Origin of the sequence: Mycobacterium sp. 852002-30065_SCH5024008, from assembly GCF_001665645.1 — a bacterium.
GTDB classification, from domain to species: Bacteria; Actinomycetota; Actinomycetes; order Mycobacteriales; family Mycobacteriaceae; genus Mycobacterium; species Mycobacterium paraffinicum.
On the sequence record NZ_LZSZ01000065.1, the window covers coordinates 38,197 to 58,143 of the forward strand.

Genomic DNA, 19,947 nt, shown 5'->3' on the forward strand with positions numbered 1-19,947 from the left:
TGCTACCTCATCCATTTCGGCGTCACCGGCAGGCCGTTACGGTGCCGGTATTCGGCGATCGCCTTGAGGTTCTGCAGCTCCAGCGCGTGGCCGGCGCCGAACATGTCCCAGAAGTCGCCGACCCACACCGGCCGCTGCTCAGGTGCGGTCTCCGGGTACGGGTTGTGGTCATAGAACGGGTGGTGGCAGTTTGTCCACAGCACAACCGATCCCGGCTTGTCGAGGACCACCTGTGCGTCGACGACGCGCATCAGATAGATCATCCACAGGTGCTTGCCCTGATCCCACGCGCAGTGGTAGTCGACGGTTCGCGCCGCCGCGTTGGCGATGGTCCGGGTATAGATCTCGGTCTCCGAGCCGAGGCGGTCGTAGGCCAGCCACAGGCCGGGTTCGTCGGTGGGCGTGAAACCGCGCAGGCTGTACGTCCACTCCTCGAGGCTGCGGGTGTCGGCCAGGTACTCGTACAACTCATCGGGCGGGCACGCAACGTAATCGTTGACCGTGCAGTACTCCCCGAAGACCTGATCGTGCGGGTAGACCGACCGCATCATCTCCATGATGATCGGGGTCGCCTTCTCCCGCGGGCTGGTTTCGATGCGGACCACCCCGTCGATGGGAGTGGGGATATCCTCAAGCGCTGGCAACGACATCGGACCGGTTCTCCTTCGCGGTCGAAAACTGTTCTGTGACAGCCGCACTGCCTGACAGCGCGGCGAGAAATGGAGCAAACGGCGGGATTTCGTCGGCGTCGCATTCGACGCTGACCACCGCCGGGCCCTCGATGTCCAGCGCCTCCCGAAGCGCCGCGGCAAGTTGGGCGGGGTCGCTGACATCGACCGATGTCAGCCCGGGAAACATCGCCGCCAGACCGGTGCCCAGCGCGCTGGGCCGGAAGCGGTTGTAGCTGTAGCGGTTCTCGTAGAACAGCTGCTCACGGGTCACGCACATCGCGTGGGCGTTGTTGTTGAACAACACGAACGTCACGGGAAGCCGGTACTGCACCGCGGTGTGCACTTCCAGCCCGTGCATGAAAAAGGCGCCGTCCCCGGCGATCACCACGGTGCGGCCGCCCGGCCGGCCGCCGTTCGCCCGCCCGAACGCCATGCCGATCCCGGCCCCGAAGCTGTAGCCCATGCCGCCCATCCCGAGCGCGGCGACGAACCTGCCGCCGCGCCGCGCCGGCAGGTAGTGAATCGCGGCCGCGCCGGTGTTGCCTGCGTCGACGACGATGTCGGCACCGTCGGGCAGGGCGCGGTCCAGCACCGCCATGGCGTCGCGGTACCGCACGCCCGGCCCGTCGCAGTCCCTGGGCGTCAGCTCGGTGCGCCGCACCAGATCGGGCACTCGCACGCCGTTCGGGCGTCCGTGACCGCGCAGCGCCTGGGTCAGCAGGCGCAACGAGCCACGCAGGTCGTCGGTGTGCACGTGCGTGCAGTGCGGATAGGGCCGCGCCGACCCGATGGATACCGTTCGCACCGCCGCCAGCGCGTCGTCCAGGCCGCCGCGCGCGGTTACCGTGAGCCGGGTGCCGACGATGAGGCACAGGGCGCTGGCGGCCAGCGTTTCGGCCACGCTCGGGTGGCCCATGACGCCGGTCACGCCGAGGGCCGACGACGATCCGAAACCCGGTGTGCCGGCGACGTCTTTGGCGTCGGGCACGGTGGCCACCCGCGCGCGCAGCAGCGCCCGCAGGTCCTCGAGTTCGGCCCGGGCGTCGTCGCGGGCCACCTGCTCGCCGGCGATGATCGTGACCTGACCGGTCGTCTGGCGCAGTTCCCGGGCGATGAGATGCGGGTTGCCGATCGACGCGCTGAAACCGAAATGCTCGGGGCTGCCGTCGACGGCGATGAATTCCTGCTGAATGTCCTTGGGCAGCAACAACACCGCCGGGCCACCGGCGCGCGCAGCGCAGATCGCCCTGGGCAATGCCGACACGATGTCCGCCGGCGAAACCAGCCGCTCGCAAAACACCGACACCGCCGAGAACAGTGCCCGGGCATCCAGCGATCCATTGCGACCGCTGGTGTCCTGGAAGCTGCCCCGGCCGTCCATCGTGGTCGCGGGCTGGCCGACCAGGGCCAGCACCGGAACCCGGCTCGCGAACGACTCGCCCAGGCCGGCGACGAGGTTCAGCGCTCCCCCACCGGACGTCGCCGCCACCACGCCCAGTCCGGCGCCGCTGCGGCTGTATCCGTCGGCCATGGTGGCCGCCGAGAATTCGTGCTTGGCCAGCACGGCGGTGACCTCCGGCCGGAAGTGCGCGGCGTCGTACAGATCCTCGATGTTGGCGCCGTCGACACCGAAGACGTGGTCCACCCCGAGCGACGCGAGGTGCCCGACGATGTGATCGACCACCCGGTGCTTGCCGAACATGTGCTGACGCTCCTGACGCCACAAAGGGCCGTGCATTCACCCGATGACACGAGCCCGGCACTTGATCGGTTCACCCCGCAGGTGAACCGCGTGCCGCCGGCCCTCGTGGTGTCTAGATGACCATCGAACTGCGCAACGTGGTGCGCGAGTATCGGGTCGGCGGTCAAACGGTCCGGGCGCTCGACGGGATCACCCTGTGCCTCGGGGGCGGTCAGTTCGTGTCGGTGGTCGGACCCTCCGGCGCGGGTAAGAGCACGCTGCTTCACCTCCTCGGCGCGCTGGACTCCCCCGATTCCGGCTCGATCACGTTCGATGGCGAGGAGATCGGCCGCCTGGGCGACCAGCAGCAGTCGGAGTTCCGCCATCACCGGGTGGGTTTCATCTTCCAATTCTTCAACCTGTTGCCGACCTTGTCGGCGTGGGAGAACGTCGCGGTACCCAAACTGCTCGACGGTGTCCGGCTGGGCAGGGCCAAACCTGATGCGATTCGGTTGCTGGACCGCGTCGGGCTCGGCAACCGGACCGAGCACCGGCCGGCGGAACTGTCCGGCGGCCAGATGCAGCGCGTCGCGGTGGCGCGCGCGTTGATGATGGACCCGCCGCTCATCCTCGCCGACGAGCCCACCGGCAACCTCGACTCCGCGACCGGCGCAGCGATCTTGGAGCTGCTCGCCGAGGTGGCACACGAAGACGGCCGCGGCCGGTTAGTGGTGATGGTGACCCACAATGCGGAGGCCGCCGCGGCGACCGATCGGGTGATCACGCTGCAGGACGGTCGCGTCGGTTCGGACCTACCGGCGGTCCCTGCGTGAAAATCACGGCGGCGGCCAGCCGACTGCGCGTGTTCAGCCTGCGTGAGCTCGCCGTGCATCGCCGTCGCACGCTCGCGTCGATCGCCGTAATGGCCGTTTCCGCAACGTATCTGGTCGCGATATTCGGCATCTTCGGCTCGATCACCGGATCGGTCAACCGGCTGGCCGACGGGATCGCCGGCGTGGCCGCGCTCGAGGTATCGGGCATCACCGACGCGGGGTTCCCCGAAACGATACTGGCCGACGTCGCCGCGGTACCGGGCGTCGCCACCGCGGCGCCGATGATCCGAACCTCCGCGTCCACGGCGACGGGACCGGTGCTGCTGCTCGGCGCGGACGCGAGCACAGCCGCACTGGGCGGCGCACTGAAGGACGCGGTCTCACGACCGGTGCAGGCGCTGTCCTCGACGCCCAACGGCGTCCAGGTGGGGCCGCGGATGGGATATGCGAAAGGACAGCCGCTGCAACTGGGCTCGGGCTCGGTCACGGTGAGCGAGGTGCTCTCGGACAAGCAGTTCGCGGACCTCAACGGCGGGCACTACGTCCTCGCCCCACTGGCGTTGGCGCAGAATGTCACCGACCGCCCCGGACAGCTCGACTCGATCCTGATCACCACCAGACCGGGCGCCGACGCGGACGCCGTCCGCGCCGCGGTCACCGCCGCGGTGCACGGCCGCGCCATCGTCGCCGCCCCGAGCCTGCGGGCGGCCCGGGCCGGCGACGGCGTCAAGCTGATGAACTACATGGCCCTGCTGGGCGCGGCGGTCGCGTTGGTGGTCGGCGCATTTCTGATCTACACCACGATGACCATGGCGATCACCCAGCGCCGGCCGGTCATCTCCATGCTGCGCGCGATCGGCGGCCGACGCGTCACCATCGTCGGCGACATGCTCGGGGAGGCGGCGGTCCTCGGGCTCCTCGGGGGCGCCATCGGCTCGGCCATCGGAATCCTGGCCGGCCGCACGGCAATTCGCCGACTTCCCCCGGCGATGACCCAGGGGCTCGAGGCCCGCGTCCAGTATTGGCTGCCCGGCTATGCGATCCCGCTGGCCCTCGCGGCCACGGCGCTCACCAGCGTGGTCGCGTCGGTGATGGCCGCACGCCAGGTGTACAAGGTCGCGCCCATCGAGGCGCTGGCGCCGGTCGGGGCGTCGGCGGCGGACGTCGTGCCCCGATGGCTGCGGGTCATTGCCGGGGTGGGCGCACTCGCGGTGTTCGCGGTGTCCATCTGGGTGGTCCTCGGCCAACACGGCACCTTCGCGTTCGCCGCGATGGCCGCGCTGCTGAGCGCCGAGATCGCCCTCGGCTTCGCGCTCACAACACCCATCGTCAAAGCCACGGCCGCGGTGGCCCGCGTCTTCGGGCCGTTCGGGGCACTCGCGGCGGCCACCGTCGAACGCGCGCCGCGGCGAGTGTGGGCCACCGTGATGACCGTGCTCATCGGGGTGGTCACCACGGTGGTGATCACCGGCACCAACGCCGACATGATCCGCTCGGCCCGCGCCATGTTCGCTCCCGCCGCCGGCGTCGACGTGTGGGTGAGCGCGAACCCTCCCGACAGCTATCCCACCGACGCACTGCCGCAAGGCCTTTCGGAAAAGGTGGCCGCGGTGCCCGGGGTGGCGCGGGTGACCGAGGGCGCGTTCGGGTTCGCCGTCGTCGGCGGCACACGCGTCCTGCTCGACGGCTTCTCCGGCGGAACCCACGATTCGCTGTTCCGCGCGCTCGACGAACGGGTGCGCGCCGACGTTCTGGCCGGTCGCGGCGTGGTGCTCACGCAGAATCTGGGCGCCACTCTGCACGTCCGCGCCGGCGACCGGCTGCAGCTGCAGACGCCACACGGCCCGCGACAGACGACGGTGCTGGCCCTGGTGCCCTTCTTCTCGACCGTGATCGGAACGGTCGGAATCGATCTCGGGCAGATGCGGGCGTGGTTCGATCGCCCGGCGGCGACGACCCTGCAGATCACCGCGGCCCCGGGAGTGGACGCGCGGCGCCTGTTGACGGAGGTGCGCCGGGTGGTGCCCGCAGCCAACCACGTGTACGACGGCCGCGCGGCGCTGGCGGGGCTGGAAGCCCCGCTGCATCAGAGCATGTTCATCGCCAACGCCGTGTGGGTCATCGTCGTGGCCGTGGCCGCCGTCGCGCTGCTCAACACCCTGACGTTGTCGGTGCTGGAACGCCGCCGCGAGATCGGCGTGCTGCGGGCCATGGGGTCCAGCCGCCGGTTCACCCTGCGGACGGTCCTGGCCGAGGCGGCCGGAATCGGTTTCGTCGGCGGCTTTTTGGGGCTGCTGTTCGGCCTGACCGACCAGTGGCTGTTCAGCCTCATCAGCGGGGAGATCATGAATTTCCAGGTCGGCTTCCGCCTGAGCCCGATGTCCCTGGCCTTCACCGCAGGGGCGCTGGCGATCTGCCTGCTCGGCTCGCTCCCACCCGCCCGGCGGGCCGCGCGGCTGAACATCATCGAGGCCGTCAGCGTGGAGTGAGGATGGCGAACCCCTGCAAATGGGGTTTGCACGGGAAGGGCACCGGCGTGCGCGGAATGGTGCGCAGCGCAGTCGTGTCGAACCCGGCGGCGGCGATGGAATCCAGGGTTCGGCGGTTCGGCTCACAGCCCCCCGCAAACCACGACCACGGCTTGGCGACCAGGTCCTGGAGCCGGCCGGTCGCGCCGACCCCGCGCACATGCTCGAGAACCACCAGCCTGCCCCCGGGTGTGAGCACGCGCCGGATCTCGCCGAGCGTGGCGGCCACATCTTCGACCGAGCAGAGCACCAGCCCGATGTGCACCGAGTCGAAAGCGTTGTCCGGGAAGGGAATCGATTCGCCGGTTCCCTCGACGATGTCGACGGCGACGCCGCGGCGGCGGGCCAGCCGGGAAGCCATCCGCCGGAACGGCGCCGCCGGCTCCACGGCGGCGACCGACGTCACCGCGGCGGGCAGGAACCTCAAGTCGTTGCCCGGACCCAAGCCGAGCATCAGCAGCCGGCCCGTCGCGTTGCTGAGCGCCTCGCGGCGATAGCGGTGGTAGAAGAGCCGGTCGAAGACCGGCTGGCCGAATCTGTACACGTACGGGAAGAAGGGATTACGGCGCGTCACTGACACCCAAATCCATTCGGAACGGCGGGTATTCGTCACGCATCAGGGACACGTACACGGCCACCCGATAGCGCCATCGGACGATGCCCAGCAGAAGATCGAACATGCCCGCCGGGATGGTCCCCGTGCACAACAACGACACCGCGGCGATCACGCACAGCACCTGCAGGAGCGGCTCCATCGACCAGCAAAGCAGCACCTGAGGGATGGCCAACAGCCACTTCACCAGCACGGTCCAGTTCCTCAGCCGCTCCGGATAGTCGACCTGCAGATCACCGGGGTAGTCGGGCCGCGACGCGAGCGTGAAAGGCGGGTACCTGTCCGTGCTGTTCATCGGGAACCGGAAATTCATCACACGCCACGACCAGCGCAGCACGCCGACGTTGAAGTCGAAGATGGGCCGCGGATACCGCCCGGTGAACAGGATGGCGACGCCGGCCACGACGGTCGACAGCGGATATATCAGGTAGAGCCCGATCAAGATCGGGTAGTGCGGGAACGCCAGCACGCACCACTTCAACAGCCAGAGCCAGCGTGAGGGTGCATCGAATTCGCCTCGCACCCTGATGAATTCGTCGTTCATGGGCTGGATCTGCTGGTCGTCGCCGCCCCCAGTTCTCGGCTGATCTCCGCGGACATCCGCGGGTGACTCGTCCAGCGCAGAAACATCGTCAGTGCGCGGGCCTGCAGCCGGTCGGGGATCAGAGCGGCCGGGCGCAGCACGAACTCACCGTGCGAGACCGGCAGTGACGCCACCCTGGATACGGCCATCACCTTGTGCCGGCGGGTCTTCTCATACCAGCGCAGCGCGCTCTGCACGTCGCCTGTGGAGGCGCTGCCTTGAAGACCCGACAGCGCCTTGCACAGCACCATGGTGTCGAGCAGCGCCTGGTTGGTCCCCTGCGCCAGGGTGGGTGGCATCGTGTGGGCGGCGTCGCCGAGCAGCGTCACCGGGCCCCGGCCCGCCGGGGGTATCGGATGCCGGAAATGCGGATACGGCGAGTGCGCCAGATCATCGTCGGTCAGGGCCGCCAGCACCCGGTCGACGGCGTCCGACCATCCGGCGAAGTGGGACCGGATCGTTTCGATCGGACGTTGCGGCCGCACGAAGTCGTAGGACCACGGCAGGTCGAACCACCACTGCACCTCGGAGCCCCCGGCCGGCCACAGGCCAAGGTTTCCGCGGTCGCCGATGACCATGAGTGCGGTGTCCTTCTCCGAGATCTCCGCCAGGGCGATGAGCCCCTGCCAGCTGCACCAGCCGGTGGGTTTCGCCTGCCGCCCGCCGACGCTGTCCCGGACCATCGAGTGCAGGCCGTCGGCGCCGATCAACAGGTCTCCCTCGGCGCAGCTGCCGTCGTCGAACCCGACCCGCACGGCGTCGCCCGTAGCGGCCAACGCGATCGCGCGGGCCCCGCATCGAATGCGGTCGGCCGGAAACCCGTCCAGCAACCGCTCCAGCAGGACCCGGCGCGGAACCATCCGGACGGGCGCGCCGAGCCGATCCGCCATCGCGGACACGTCGAGCGTGGCAAGCGGATGGCCCGTGGCCGTCACGGCCCGCACGGTCGACAGCGGCTGACCGGCCCGGTCCATGTCGACGCCCAGCTGCCGAAGCACCGTCTCGCCGTTGGACCAGATCGTCACCGCACCGCCGGCAGCCCGCACCTCCGGTCGGCGCTCGAAGACGGTGACGTCGTGTCCGTCCCGCGACAATCCGCGGGCAACGGCAATCCCGCCGACGCCGGCGCCCACCACCAGCGCCCGCAGTGGACGCCCGTGGCCAGACACCGTAGCTCCCGACCCCTAGAGCGAACGCTGCAACAGGACCTGGCCGCTATCGGCGGCCACCACCTGCACGGCCGCGATCTGGTCGACCGGCGTCGAGATGCTGCCCGCGGGCGTCGCGGTGTGGCCGGGTTCGGCCACCCAGGTCGCCAGCCGGGTCTGGCTGCCGTCGCGACCCACCACGACCATCGCCAGCGTGTCGTGGTGCGCGTTGAGCGGGGCCAGGCACACGCACCGCAGGTTGATGGAGGTTCCCCAGTGCTGGCTGGCCAGCTCGACCGTCGACGCCAGCAGGGTGGTGCCCACCTGCGCCATGGGCGCCGAGGACGCGGTCACCTGCTGCGACGGGGACGAGGAATACCCCTGCACCCCGACGAACACGCCGATCGCCAGCACCACCGCCGCGGCCGACGAGGCCACCCAGGTCACTATCCGCGTGCGGCGCCGGCGCCAGCTCACCTTGGCCAGCAACGACGTCAAGAGCTCCGGCGACATCTCCGGTGTCGCCGACCATCCGGCGGCCGGGTTTGAGTCGTTGATCGCCGCCACCTCGTCCGGGCCGAGCTGCGAGAGCAGCGCCGGCACGCCGCTCAGGTCGGCGACGGCCCCCCGGCACGCCGGGCAGTGCGCCAGGTGCGCCTCGAATTCGCGTCGCTCCACGGCCGACAACGAGCCCAAGACATATGCGGCATCCCACATCACGTACGGATCGTCCGGCGGGCCGATGCCCCGCAGCGGCGTCTTCATGTCATCCATTTCCTTCGCACCCTTCAAGCTTTCGGAGCCCCTCAGCGGGTAACTCCAAGTTCCTGCAGAGTGAGTCGCAACGCCCGCACGGCGTAGTGTAATCGCGACTTCACGGTTCCCTCCGCAATCCCGAGGTCTGCAGCAATCTGCGCGGTGGTCCATCCGCGGTAGTACGACCGGTCGATCACGGCCCGGTGTTCGGCGGAGAGCTGCGCCATCGCGTCGGCGATCAGCAGCTTGTCCAGCGCCGCGTTCACCTCGTCCGGCGTCGACCGTTCGGGTGCCCCCGCCTCGTCGGTCGAAGCGACGACGTTGCGGAACCGTGCGCTGCGCCGGTCGTCGATGATCATGTTGCGCGCGACGGTGAACAGCCAGGCCCGCGCCGAGCGCTCGGTATCCCCGACGACCTCCGGATGCTGCCAGGCCCGCAGCAACGTCTCCTGCACGACGTCCTCGGACTGGCTCGCATCCCCGGTGAGCCGGAGCGCGTAACGCCACAAAACCGCTGCGTGTTCGTCGTACAGCGCCTTCATCAGGGCGGCTTCGGCGGTCCCGGACGCCCTCCAATTCCCTGCAACACGGGCCACTCCATCACCTCCGACTACTGAAACGAGTCGAACGGCTGCTCGGTTCAATGGCCACGACCCGCTTCACCCGGCTCCGCCGCGCTCGCGATCGCGGCCGGTTCAATGGCCACGACCCGCTTCACCCGCCTCCGCCGCGCTCGCGATCGCGGGTGGTGACGCTAAGCCAGGGTCAGGATGCGCGGCCCGGCGTCGGTGACCGCGACGGTGTGCTCCCAGTGTGCCGCACGGGACCCGTCGGAGGTGGTGACGGTCCACGCGTCGTCGAGCACCACGGTCTTGCCCGTCCCGAGGGTCAGCATCGGTTCGATCGCCAGCACCGACCCGGGGGCGAGCAGCGGGCCGCGCCCGGGTGAGCCCTCGTTGGGCAGGAAGGGGTCCATGTGCATGTGCCGCCCGATGCCGTGGCCGCCGTAGCCCTCCACGATCCCGAACGCGCGCCCGTGCCGGTCGGCCGCCGCGCGCGTGCCCGTTTCGATGGCGTGCGAGACGTCGGTCAGCCGGTTGCCGGGGACCATCGCCGCGATGCCGGCTTCGAGCGATTCCCTGGTGGCGTCGCAGAGCGCCTGGTCGGCCGCGTCGAGGGTGCCGACGCCGAACGTGATTGCGGCGTCACCGTGCCAGCCGTCCAGGATCGCGCCACAGTCGATGGACACCAGGTCGCCGGGGGCCAAGATCTCGGCGGCCGACGGAATCCCATGCACCACCCGCTCGTTGACCGACGCGCAGATCGACGCGGGGTAACCGTGATAGCCGAGGAACGACGGTATCGCGCCCGCCTCCCGGATCACCGACTCGGCGATCTGGTCGAGGCCCAGCGTCGACACCCCGGGCACCGCGGCCGCCCGCACCGCCTGCAGCGCGGCCGCGACCACCGCCCCTGCCGCCGCCATCGCGTCCAGCTCACCGGCGGTGCGCTGCGGCACGACTTTGCGACTCCGCAGCCGCGCCAGCGCGCTCATGATTACTTGCCCAGCGCTTGCAGGGCGCGGGCGAACACTTCGTCCAAGGTGCCGATGGCGTCGACCGTCTTGAGTTCGTCGCGGTAGTACTCGAGCAGCGGCGCGGTCTCGTCGCGGTATACCTTCATCCGGTTCAGGATGATGTCGTCGGTGTCGTCGGCGCGGCCACGGGCTTTGAGCCGTTGCAGCAGCTCGTCCTCCGAGACGCGGAACTCCAGCACCGCGTCGATGTCGGTGCCGCGGCGTTCGAGCATTTCGTGCAGCGCCTTGGCCTGCTCCGTCGACCGCGGATACCCGTCCAGGACGAAGCCGGCAGCCGCGTCGGCATCGCTGAGGCGGTCGTCGACGAGCTGGTTGGTCAACTCCGAGGGCACCAGGTCGCCGGCGTCCAGATAGCGCTTCGCCTCCAGGCCGAGTTTGGTCCCGTTCTCGATGTTGCTGCGGAAGAGCTCACCGGTGGAGATGTGCGGGATCCCGAGCTTTTCGGAGAGCTTCTGGGCCTGCGTTCCCTTGCCCGCCCCCGGCGGGCCCAGCAAAACGACTCTCACTTCAGGAACCCTTCATAGTTGCGCTGCATCAGCTGGCTCTCGATCTGCTTGACCGTATCCAAGCCGACGCCAATCATGATCAAAACCGCGGTACCGCCGAACGGCAAATTCTGAACCGCTCCGCCATTGCCGATTTGCAGGAACACGTTGGGCAGCACCGAGATGGCGCCGAGGTAGATCGAGCCCGGCAGGGTAATCCGGCTCAGCACATAACGCAGGTAGTCGGCGGTGGGCTTGCCCGGCCGGATGCCCGGAATGAACCCGCCGAACTTCTTCATCTCGTCGGCACGTTCGTCGGGGTTGAACGTGATGGACACGTAGAAGTACGTGAAGAAAATGATCAGCCCGAAATAGATGCTGATGTAGATGGGATCGCTGGGATCGGACAGGTAACTGCCGACGAACTTGTCCCACCAGCTGTTGCCCACTCCACCGCTGCCGCTGCGGATCAGCTGCGTGATCAGGTGCGGAATGTAGATGAGCGACGACGCGAAGATGACGGGGATGACGCCGGCCTGGTTGACCTTGAGCGGCAGGTAGGTCGACGTTCCGCCGTACATGCGCCGGCCCACCATGCGCTTGGCGTATTGCACCGGGATGCGGCGCTGCCCCTGCTCGACGAACACCACGCCGACGATGATGACCAGGGCGGCGACGCAGACTGCGGCGAAGATCATCCCGCCGCGGCTGTCCAGGATGGTCTTGCCCTCGGACGGGATGCGCGCCGCGATGCCGACGAAGATCAGCAACGACATGCCGTTGCCGATGCCCCGCTCGGTGATCAGCTCGCCCATCCACATGACCAGCGCCGCTCCGGCCGTCATCACCATCACGATGACGACCAGCGTGAAGATGCTCTGGTCGGCGATGATGTCCAGCGAGCAGCCCTGTAGCAACCCGCCGTTGGCCGCCAGCGCCACGATGCTGGTCGCCTGCAGGACCGCCAGCGCGATGGCCAGATAGCGGGTGTACTGCGTCATTTTGGCCTGGCCGGACTGGCCCTCCTTGCGCAGTTCCTCGAACCGCGGGATGACCACCGTGAGCAGCTGCACGATGATGCTGGCGGTGATGTAGGGCATCACCCCGACCGCGAACACCGTCAGCTTCAGCAGCGCACCGCCGGAGAACAGGTTGATCAGCGAATAGATCTGTCCGGCCGCGCCGCCGCTGGCCTCCTTGATGCACTGCTGGACGTTCGGGAAATTGACGCCAGGGGACGGCAAAGCAGCGCCCAGCCGATAGAGAACGACGATTCCCAGCGTGAAGAGGATCTTCCGTCTCAGGTCGACTGTCCGCAGCGATGAGATGAAAGCCGAAAGCACTCTTCCTCCTGCGAGCCGGGGGTCTCCTGCATTACGCGCCCAACACCCGCAGGCCAGGACGTACGGCGTCGCGCGTCAAACCGTGTACGAGACTAACAGCTGGTCTGGGCAGCTCCGTCCAGGGCCGTCAACGACGACCCATAAAAAGCACAGGGAGCCGCAAGCCGTGGGGCGTAGAGTGCTCTTCGTTCGTTGCATTTGCTAAGTAAATGGGGAGCAGCATGACACGCACTGACCAAGACAGTTGGGACTTGGCCTCCAGTGTCGGCGCCACGGCCACGATGGTCGCCGCGGCCCGCGCGCTGGCCAGCGAGGGCACCGACCCGATCATCGACGACCCGTTCGCGGCGCCGCTGGTGCGAGCTGTCGGCCTGGAATTCTTCCGCCAACTGGTCGACGGTGAAGTGGCCCCTACGGACGCGCAGGACGGCGAACGGGATCTGCAGCTGGAAACGGATTCGATCGCGGTGCGCACGCGCTTCTTCGACGACTTCTTTCTCAACGCCGCCCGGGATGGGATCCGCCAGTCGGTGATCCTGGCCGCCGGCCTCGACGCTCGCGCGTACCGGCTGAGCTGGCCGCCCGGGAGCGTCGTCTACGAGGTGGATCAGCCCAAGGTCGTCGAGTTCAAGACCGCCGCCATGACCGATTTGGGCGCCTCCCCGACCGCCGAGCGGCGCACCGTGAGTGTCGATCTGCGCGACGATTGGCCGGAAGCGTTGCGGCGCAGCGGTTTCGACCCGGCGCAACCGACGTCGTGGAGCGCCGAGGGGCTGCTCATGTACCTGCCGCCCGAAGCCCAGGACCGGCTCTTCGACAACATCACCGAGCTCAGCGCGCCCGGGAGCACGCTGGCCACCGAATTCCACGGCGACTCCGGCCGGACGATGAGCGAACGCGCGCGGCAGTTCAACGAGCGGTGGGCAAACCTGGGATGCGACATCGACCTGTCGGGTCTGTTCTTCGACGGGGAGCGCAGCAACGTCGTGGAGTACCTGACCGGCCGCGGTTGGCGGGTGAGCACCCGGGAGCGGCGCGAGTACTTCGCCGACTACGGCCTCGTCTTCCCGGACGACGAGACGTCCCAGCTGCGCAACATCGTCGCCGTCACGGCGACGTTGAGCTAGGCGCCCGCGAAAGCCCTACGCCGCCAACGGCTTTGCCGTAGCTCAGGCGGGCCTGGCGGACGGCGCGCGCACCACCATCGGCACGGCGGGGAAGCACCAGGCCATCTCGGTGCGCGATTTGCGCAGGGCGGCCGTGCCGTAACCCTTCTTGCGGTGCTCCGGGTGGATCCAGATGCGCACGTTGACCTCGCCCCCGAGCAGCTCGCCGAACACCATCCCGACCTTCTCCCCGCAATCGACGGCCACGAACCACGCCGCCTCCTCGTCGTCGAGGCGCCCAAGCGCCGCGCCGATCTCGTCGTCGAGGTTGCCGGCCGGGCCGCCGGACCCGTCCCCGGCGGCACCCATGTCCTCGGTGCGGGCGGCGAAGATGTCGCGGTCGTTTTCCGCCGAGAAGGGCCGCAGCTCCAGGGTCTCGCCCAAGCTGGCCGGACGCTCGCCGAGGGTGAAGCTGAGCTGTTTGTTGAGGTCCTCGAGCTCGGACAGGATCTTGCGGCGCGAGTCGATGGTGAGCTGATCGAACGACATCCCCATCACCGCTTCTGCGGCCACGTGGGAGGTGTCGAGCAGTCGGACGATCGCCTCGACCGCGGCCGCCTTGTTCTCGGACTCCACCACGACGTCGGCGATTTCATGGCGCCGTTCAAGAGCTTTCAGCAGGGCATCGGCAATCTCGCGACGGGCGGCTTTGCGATCGTGGTCGGTCATTGCACCAGCCTAGAACGCCGCCGGAGGGAGCGCGCTACATCCCCGGTTTCCCAGCTCCAGGAACCGCTGGTAGCGGTCCTCGACCGCGGCGGCCCAGGCGGCATCGGGTTCGACGACCCGCTCGGTGGAGACCCAGCGGGCGGCGTCGGCGATCGAGGTTTCCAGGCCGGCCGCCATGCGCCCGAGGAAGGCCGCGCCCAGCGCCGCCCCCTCGGGCACCGCCGACACCTCCACCGGCCGCCCGGTGGCGTCGGCGATGGCCTGCATCCACGGTCCGACCCGGGTGCCGCCGCCCGTGGCGACGATCCGTGCCACCGGCGCCCCGCTCAGCTCGATGAGCTGACGGACCACGAAGCCCGACGCCTCGTAGGCGGCCCGGCGCAGCGCGGCCGCGTCGTGGGTGAGGTCCAGCGCGTCGAGCACGGCCCGCCGATCCGGGTCATGGAACGGGGTGCGCTCCCCGCGAATGTAGGGCGACCACACCGGCACCCGCCCGGGCTGCGCGGCGGCCGGGTCACCGGATGCGACCACGCGGTCCACCCAGCCGAGGAACAGCCCGCCGGCATTGCTCGCCCCACCGATCTGGCTCTTGCCCGCGGCGGTATGGGGGATGGTCCACAGGCCCGGCACCTGCCGGGCCTCGGGGATGGTGGTCCACACGATCAAGGTGGTGCCGCACAGCACCAGCACGTCGCCGTCGCGGTCGGCGCCCGCCACGATCTGCTCGCACAACGCGTCGATCGCGCCGATTCCCAGCGCGGCGCCGCTGCCGTGCACCTGCCCCACGGCGGCCCCCATGCTCTCCACCCGCGGCATCTGCTCGGGCCGCGCGCCGCGCTCGGCGCACGCCTCGGGGTTCCAGCCCGTCCCGTCGAACAGCGGGTACGCGGTCGCAGCGGTGGCGAAGTCGATCACCGCCTCGCCCGCAAGGGCGTGGTTGGCCACCGCCGGTGCCGGCCAGTACCCGGCCGCGTCCGGCGCCTGCGCCGCCGTCCAGCGCAGGAACTCGGCGGCCTCGCCCAGGGCCGGCAGCGGCTGCACCGATTGTTCCGGTGTTCGGCCCCGTTCGTCGCCGTACAACAGTCCCGGCGTCGTCGGCACGCCCGCGGCGTCGACGGCCGTCAGCGACGGCACCATCGCCGATACGGCCACCGCGCGGACGTTCGGCCCGGGGTTCAGCTGGTTCAGCGCCGCCACCGGCCCCCGCCGCCACGCCTCGCCGGCGTCGTGCTCGAGCCGGCCGGGCGCCGGCACCCGTAGCTGGTGCGGGATCCGCGCCCGCGCCGTCACCCGGCCGTCGGCGTCCGCGGCGACGGCTTTGACCGCGGTGCTCCCGACGTCGATGCCGATTGTGACGACTTCACGTGACACGGGCGTCACCGTACGCCAGCATTGGGGTTCGTGACGTCAAGACCGCGCGCGTTGGTGACGGCCCCGCTGCGGGGACCGGGCTTCGCCAAGCTGAAGCAGCTGGCCGACGTGGTGTACGACCCGTGGATCGAGCAGACCCCGCTGCGGATCTACAGCGCCGAACAACTGGCCGAACGCATCACCACCGAGGCCGCCGATGTCGTTGTGGTGGAAAGCGACTCGGTCGGCGGGCCGGTGTTCGACTTGGGCCTGCGGGTGATCGCCTCGACCCGCGGCGACCCCAACAACGTCGACATCGCGGGGGCCACCGCGGCCGGGGTCCCGGTGCTGAACACCCCGGGCCGCAACGCCGACGCGGTCGCCGAGATGACGGTCGCGCTGCTGCTGGCCGTCACCCGCCAGCTCCTGCCCGCCGACGCGGATGTCCGCAGCGGCAACATCTTTCGCGATGGCAGCATCCCCTATCAGCGGTTCCGCGGCTGGGAGGTCGCCGGGCGCACGGCCGGTCTGGTGGGCCTCGGCGCCGTCGGCCGCGCCACCGCATGGCGGCTGTCCGGGCTGGGCCTGCGGGTCATCGCCCACGACCCCTACAACGACGACGCCCGGCACGGCCTGGACGAGCTGCTGGGCGAGGCCGACGTCGTCTCCCTGCACGCGCCCGTCACCGACGACACGGTCGGCATGATCGGGGCGCCGCAGTTCGCCGCCATGCGTGACGGCGTGGTCTTCCTCAACACCGCCCGCGCCCAGCTGCACGACACCGACGCGCTCGTCGACGCGCTGCGCGACGGCAAGGTGTCCGCCGCCGGCCTGGACCACTTCGTCGGCGAATGGCTGCCCACCGACCACCCGCTGGTCGGCATGCCCAATGTCGTGCTGACGCCTCACATCGGCGGCGCCACGTGGAACACTGAGGCTCGGCAGGCGCAGATGGTGGCCGACGACCTGGAAGCGCTGCTGGCCGGCGGGATGCCCGCCCACATCGTCAACCCGGAGGTGCTCGGCCCATGACGTCCGTGAAATCGGTGGCCCACCCCGAAACGGCGGTGCTCGACGCGGCCAAGGACATGCTGCGCCGGGGCCTGGTCGAGGGAACCGCGGGCAACATCTCCGCGCGGCGCTCCGACGGCAACATCGTCATCACCCCGTCGTCGGTCGACTACCGCGACATGCAGCTCGACGACCTCGTGCTCATAGACCCGGACGGCGCCGTGCTGCACGCCGCGGACGGCCGCTCGCCGTCCTCGGAGATGCAGCTGCACCTGGCCTGCTACCGCGCGTTCGACGACATCGGCAGCGTCATTCACAGCCACCCGGTGTGGGCGACCATGTTCGCCATTGCGCACCAATCGATTCCGGCGTGCATCGATGAGTTCGCGGTGTACTGCGGCGGGGACGTCCGCTGCACCGAGTACGCCGCCTCCGGCACCCCCGACGTCGGCGCCAACGCCGTCAAGGCGCTCGACGGCCGGGGCGCCGCGTTGATCGCCAACCACGGCCTGGTGGCCGTGGGGCCACGACCGGACAAGGTGCTGCACATCACCGCCCTGGTGGAGCGCACCGCCCAAATCGTTTGGGGCGCAAGGGCGCTCGGCGGCCCGGTGCCCATCCCCGAGGACGTCAACCGCAACTTCGCCGGCGTATACGGCTACCTGCGCGCGAACGCCTGATGCGCTCGGTCCGGTTCGGCCACGCGCGCGTGGCGCGGGTCCTCGAACTCCAATTCGACCTGACGACACGCCTTTTCGCGCAAACACCGCCGTCCGGCTGGCAAGACAACGCCGACCTGCTGGTGCCGGACTTCTTCGACCCATCGACCGATCAGTGGCACATCGCGATCCAAAGCTGGGTCATCGAGGTCGACGGGTTGACCGTCGTCGTGGACACCGGTGTCGGCAACGACCGCCAACGCCCGCACATGCCACCCCTGGACCACCTCAACACCGGATTCCTGGCCGCCCTGCGGTCCGCGGGCGTCGACCGCGCCGCCGTGGACGTGGTAGTCAACACCCACGTCCACTCCGACCATGTCGGGTGGAACACTATGCTGGACAACGATTCCTGGGTGCCGACGTTTCCCAACGCCCGATACGTGGTGCCGGCCGCCGACTACCAGCACTTCGCACCCGATGGGCCCGCGGCGAGGCGATCGCCGCGCAGCGAGGAGGAAGCGGCTCAGCAGCGCGGCGACCAGCTCGTGTTCGCGGACAGCGTCGCACCGATCGCGGCGGCGGGACAGCTCGTCCAATGGTCGGACGATTACCAGATCAGCCCGTCGCTGCGGCTGCGGCCCGCCCCCGGGCACACGCCGGGCTCCTCGGTGCTGTGGCTGGATGCGGGTCAGCCGGCCGTCTTCGTCGGCGATCTCACCCACAGCCCGCTGCAGTTGCGTCGCCCCGCCGACGCCTGCGCCTTCGACGTGGACGGCCCCGCCGCCGCGGTGACCCGCCGCCGGATCTTCACCGAGGCAGTCCAGGCGAAGGCCGCCGTGATTCCCGCGCACTACCCCGGACGCGGTGGTGCGACGATCCTCGCCGCCGAGGACCGATTCGACGTCGACCGCTGGCTGGACATCGAATCCCTCTGACTAGCTAAAGCGGACCCGCAGCGATTCGTACACCGTCATGTTGTTCGTCAGGTCGGGAAGCACCATGGTCGGCTCGCCGACCTCGATCAGGTCGGTGTTCAACAAGATCTCGTCCAGGGCGGCCCGGACTTCCGCTCGGGCCAGCATGGCCCCCAGGCAGTGATGGGCGCCGCCACCGCCAAACGACTGGTGCGGATTGGGATTACGGCGAATGTCAAACCTGTAGGGATCCTCGAAGACGTCCTCGTCGCGATTGGCCGATCGCAACATCGTCACCACGCGCGCACCCGCCGGGATCAGAACGTCGCCGAGGTGGACGTCCTTGGTCGCTCCGCGTACCCAGAACATGATGGGCGTGGAATAGCGGATCACCTCCTCGACCGCCGTGGCGCGCGCACCGGGTTCACAACGATAGATCGCCATCTGGTCGGGGTTGTCGACGAAAGCACGAATCCCGTCGCACAACGCGTTTCGTGTCGTATCGGCACCCGCCAGCCCGAGGATGAAGAAGAAGATCTCCAACTCGTTGGAGGGCAGCAGGAAGCGCTTTCCGGATTCTTCCGTGACTTCCGTGGTGCACAGCGCACTCCAGATGTCGTCCACGGGATGTTCGCGTTTGTGCGCCGTCAGCGAGCTTGCGTATTCGAACAGCTCCACGAAGGGCAACAGATCGTCCCCTTCGGGGAGGGACATCTGTGCACCAGCGGTCTTCAGAACTCGATCAATCAAACCGAAAACATGCGGGCGGTCGGATTCGGGGATCCCCACGATGTCGCCGATCACCGATATGGGCAATCCGGCGGCCAGGTCGACGAACTCGCCACCTCCGGACTCCCGCAGTGCCCCGGCCATCTCTTTGGCCCGACTGCGAATTCCATCTTCCAACTTGGCGACCGCGCGCGGAGTGAAGGCACGCGTGATGAGCCGGCGGCGGACGGTGTGATCCGGCGGGTCCAGACTCACGACCGCCGGGTAAGCGTCGAACAGTGCTACGTCCTGGATCAGCGGTCCGCGTGTCGCGGTGAACGTCTCGTAGTCGCGATGCACCCGTGCCACGTCGGCGTGCTTGGTACACACCCAGAATTCGCGGCCGACGGCCGACCTCACCTCCTCGGTGAGCCGCTGATGAAACACCGGCGTACGGGCGCGCAGTTCGGCGAACAGATCGTCGGGAAAGCGCGATGACCAGATCGCCGGCTCGGCGAGGTCGATCGTCGTGTCGCTCATGATGCACCACCCCCGATTTCGCTTCGCAGACCGCCCAATATCAACCGCAACCCGTACGCAAACGCTTCGTCACTTGGACCGTGTGCCCCGGCACCGGCGTGACGGATTTGCTCGAGCTGCACTGCCCCCAGCAGGTGGACGTAGAGCGTGGCGTGTGCCGCATCGAAATGTTCCGCGTTCAAACCGGATTCGTGCAGGATTCCGCGAGAGGCGCGGTCCATCTCGGTGGCCGCCGCCGTGTGCGGATGTTCCAGCAGCAGGACGGTGATCCCGGGCACCTCGACCAGCTCCTTCCACGCATTCGTGTAGAGCGCGATCAACCGTGACTCCCAGTCGCCCTCCTGCGGCACCTCGATCTGGGCGAGCACGGATTCGATGAGCAGATCGAGCAATTCGCGCTTGTCACGGACGTGGTAGTACACCGACGAGGCGGCCGTGCCCGCCTCAGCGGCCAGCTCGCGCATCGTGACCCGGTTGACGCCGACACGCTTGGCCAATTGCAACAGGTGCTTGGTCAAGTGCGCCCGGTCGAGCGCTCCGTGCCGCAACACCGGCGCACCTGATGCAGTCTGCATGCGTTCTCCCATCCGGGCCCTTTCGAACAATGTTCTGATTAGAACAACGTTCGGCGCGCTCGTCAACGGTGGCGAAGGGATTCGGGCCCCCCAGTGACCGCTCGACAGGACCGG

General features: G+C 68.9%; 20 protein-coding genes. 6 read left to right on the forward strand and 14 right to left on the reverse strand.

What is annotated here, in order from left to right; all coding sequences use genetic code 11:
- Positions 1-2 precede the first annotated feature (2 nt).
- Both A5781_RS07855 and A5781_RS07860 read right to left on the reverse strand, forming a co-directional pair.
- On the reverse strand, positions 3-650 hold the full coding sequence (locus tag A5781_RS07855) for a hypothetical protein (RefSeq protein WP_067203524.1): 648 nt from the start codon (positions 648-650) through the stop codon (positions 3-5).
- The gene (locus tag A5781_RS07860; RefSeq protein ID WP_082939257.1) at positions 631-2,373 is read right to left on the reverse strand and encodes a thiamine pyrophosphate-binding protein; all 1,743 of its coding nucleotides are present in this window, start codon (positions 2,371-2,373) and stop codon (positions 631-633) included. Before A5781_RS07860 ends, A5781_RS07855 begins: the two co-directional genes overlap by 20 nt.
- 116 nt (positions 2,374-2,489) lie before the next feature.
- On the opposite strand from A5781_RS07860, the gene A5781_RS07865 reads away from it, so the two are divergent.
- Together A5781_RS07865 and A5781_RS07870 are read left to right on the forward strand one after the other, a co-directional pair.
- A complete protein-coding gene (locus A5781_RS07865) occupies positions 2,490-3,185 on the forward strand; it encodes an ABC transporter ATP-binding protein (protein ID WP_067203529.1) in 696 nt (231 codons plus the stop codon).
- A gap of 89 nt (positions 3,186-3,274) precedes the next feature.
- Positions 3,275-5,674, forward strand: coding sequence for an FtsX-like permease family protein (locus A5781_RS07870; RefSeq protein WP_231990664.1), 2,400 nt, complete (start codon positions 3,275-3,277; stop codon positions 5,672-5,674).
- On the opposite strand, the gene A5781_RS07875 is transcribed toward A5781_RS07870, so the two are convergent.
- From A5781_RS07875 to secY, 8 genes are all read right to left on the reverse strand, one after another.
- Complete coding sequence (locus A5781_RS07875; RefSeq protein WP_067203534.1) at positions 5,661-6,287, reverse strand: class I SAM-dependent methyltransferase; 627 nt, start codon at positions 6,285-6,287, stop codon at positions 5,661-5,663. The two genes, A5781_RS07870 and A5781_RS07875, sit on opposite strands and share 14 nt — an antisense overlap.
- Complete coding sequence (locus tag A5781_RS07880; protein ID WP_067203585.1) at positions 6,274-6,849, reverse strand: DUF4389 domain-containing protein; 576 nt, start codon at positions 6,847-6,849, stop codon at positions 6,274-6,276. The genes A5781_RS07875 and A5781_RS07880 overlap by 14 nt, the downstream gene beginning before the upstream one ends.
- 17 nt (positions 6,850-6,866) lie before the next feature.
- Positions 6,867-8,078, reverse strand: a complete 1,212-nt coding sequence (locus A5781_RS07885; protein WP_067203536.1) for an NAD(P)/FAD-dependent oxidoreductase — start codon at positions 8,076-8,078, stop codon at positions 6,867-6,869.
- 15 nt (positions 8,079-8,093) lie between these two features.
- Positions 8,094-8,822 (reverse strand): anti-sigma factor, encoded by a 729-nt coding sequence (locus A5781_RS07890; protein WP_156624468.1) that lies wholly within the window; start codon positions 8,820-8,822, stop codon positions 8,094-8,096.
- 41 nt (positions 8,823-8,863) lie between these two features.
- A complete protein-coding gene (locus tag A5781_RS07895) occupies positions 8,864-9,409 on the reverse strand; it encodes a sigma-70 family RNA polymerase sigma factor (protein ID WP_082939258.1) in 546 nt (181 codons plus the stop codon).
- A gap of 158 nt (positions 9,410-9,567) precedes the next feature.
- Positions 9,568-10,368 carry a type I methionyl aminopeptidase gene (gene map / locus A5781_RS07900; protein WP_067203544.1) on the reverse strand — a complete coding sequence of 267 codons (801 nt, stop codon included), beginning with the start codon at positions 10,366-10,368 and terminating at the stop codon, positions 9,568-9,570.
- A gap of 2 nt (positions 10,369-10,370) precedes the next feature.
- Positions 10,371-10,916, reverse strand: a complete 546-nt coding sequence (locus tag A5781_RS07905) for an adenylate kinase (RefSeq protein ID WP_067203546.1) — start codon at positions 10,914-10,916, stop codon at positions 10,371-10,373.
- Complete coding sequence (gene secY / locus A5781_RS07910; RefSeq protein ID WP_067203547.1) at positions 10,913-12,238, reverse strand: preprotein translocase subunit SecY; 1,326 nt, start codon at positions 12,236-12,238, stop codon at positions 10,913-10,915. The genes A5781_RS07905 and secY overlap by 4 nt, the downstream gene beginning before the upstream one ends.
- Positions 12,239-12,459: 221 nt before the next feature.
- Between secY and A5781_RS07915 the strand changes: the two genes are divergently transcribed.
- On the forward strand, positions 12,460-13,365 hold the full coding sequence (locus A5781_RS07915; RefSeq protein ID WP_067203549.1) for a class I SAM-dependent methyltransferase: 906 nt from the start codon (positions 12,460-12,462) through the stop codon (positions 13,363-13,365).
- A 42-nt stretch (positions 13,366-13,407) separates the two neighbouring features.
- Here A5781_RS07915 and A5781_RS07920 read toward each other — a convergent pair whose 3' ends face one another.
- Positions 13,408-14,073 (reverse strand): GNAT family N-acetyltransferase, encoded by a 666-nt coding sequence (locus A5781_RS07920; RefSeq protein ID WP_067203551.1) that lies wholly within the window; start codon positions 14,071-14,073, stop codon positions 13,408-13,410.
- Between the two features lie 9 nt (positions 14,074-14,082).
- Positions 14,083-15,444, reverse strand: a complete 1,362-nt coding sequence (locus tag A5781_RS07925; RefSeq protein ID WP_067203587.1) for an FGGY-family carbohydrate kinase — start codon at positions 15,442-15,444, stop codon at positions 14,083-14,085.
- A 30-nt stretch (positions 15,445-15,474) separates the two neighbouring features.
- Between A5781_RS07925 and A5781_RS07930 the strand changes: the two genes are divergently transcribed.
- Genes A5781_RS07930 through A5781_RS07940 form a run of 3 tightly spaced genes read left to right on the forward strand, consistent with a single transcriptional unit; the run spans position 15,475 to position 18,031 of the window.
- Positions 15,475-16,455, forward strand: a complete 981-nt coding sequence (locus tag A5781_RS07930; RefSeq protein ID WP_067203589.1) for an NAD(P)-dependent oxidoreductase — start codon at positions 15,475-15,477, stop codon at positions 16,453-16,455.
- A complete protein-coding gene (locus A5781_RS07935; RefSeq protein ID WP_156622590.1) occupies positions 16,452-17,114 on the forward strand; it encodes an L-fuculose-phosphate aldolase in 663 nt (220 codons plus the stop codon). The genes A5781_RS07930 and A5781_RS07935 overlap by 4 nt, the downstream gene beginning before the upstream one ends.
- Positions 17,114-18,031, forward strand: coding sequence for an MBL fold metallo-hydrolase (locus A5781_RS07940; protein WP_067203553.1), 918 nt, complete (start codon positions 17,114-17,116; stop codon positions 18,029-18,031). Before A5781_RS07935 ends, A5781_RS07940 begins: the two co-directional genes overlap by 1 nt.
- Here A5781_RS07940 and A5781_RS07945 read toward each other — a convergent pair whose 3' ends face one another.
- Both A5781_RS07945 and A5781_RS07950 read right to left on the reverse strand, forming a co-directional pair.
- Positions 18,032-19,258: a cytochrome P450 gene (locus tag A5781_RS07945; protein WP_067203555.1), complete on the reverse strand. Its 1,227-nt coding sequence runs from the start codon at positions 19,256-19,258 to the stop codon at positions 18,032-18,034.
- Positions 19,255-19,833 carry a TetR/AcrR family transcriptional regulator gene (locus A5781_RS07950; RefSeq protein ID WP_067203591.1) on the reverse strand — a complete coding sequence of 193 codons (579 nt, stop codon included), beginning with the start codon at positions 19,831-19,833 and terminating at the stop codon, positions 19,255-19,257. The genes A5781_RS07945 and A5781_RS07950 overlap by 4 nt, the downstream gene beginning before the upstream one ends.
- Positions 19,834-19,947: the final 114 nt, after the last annotated feature.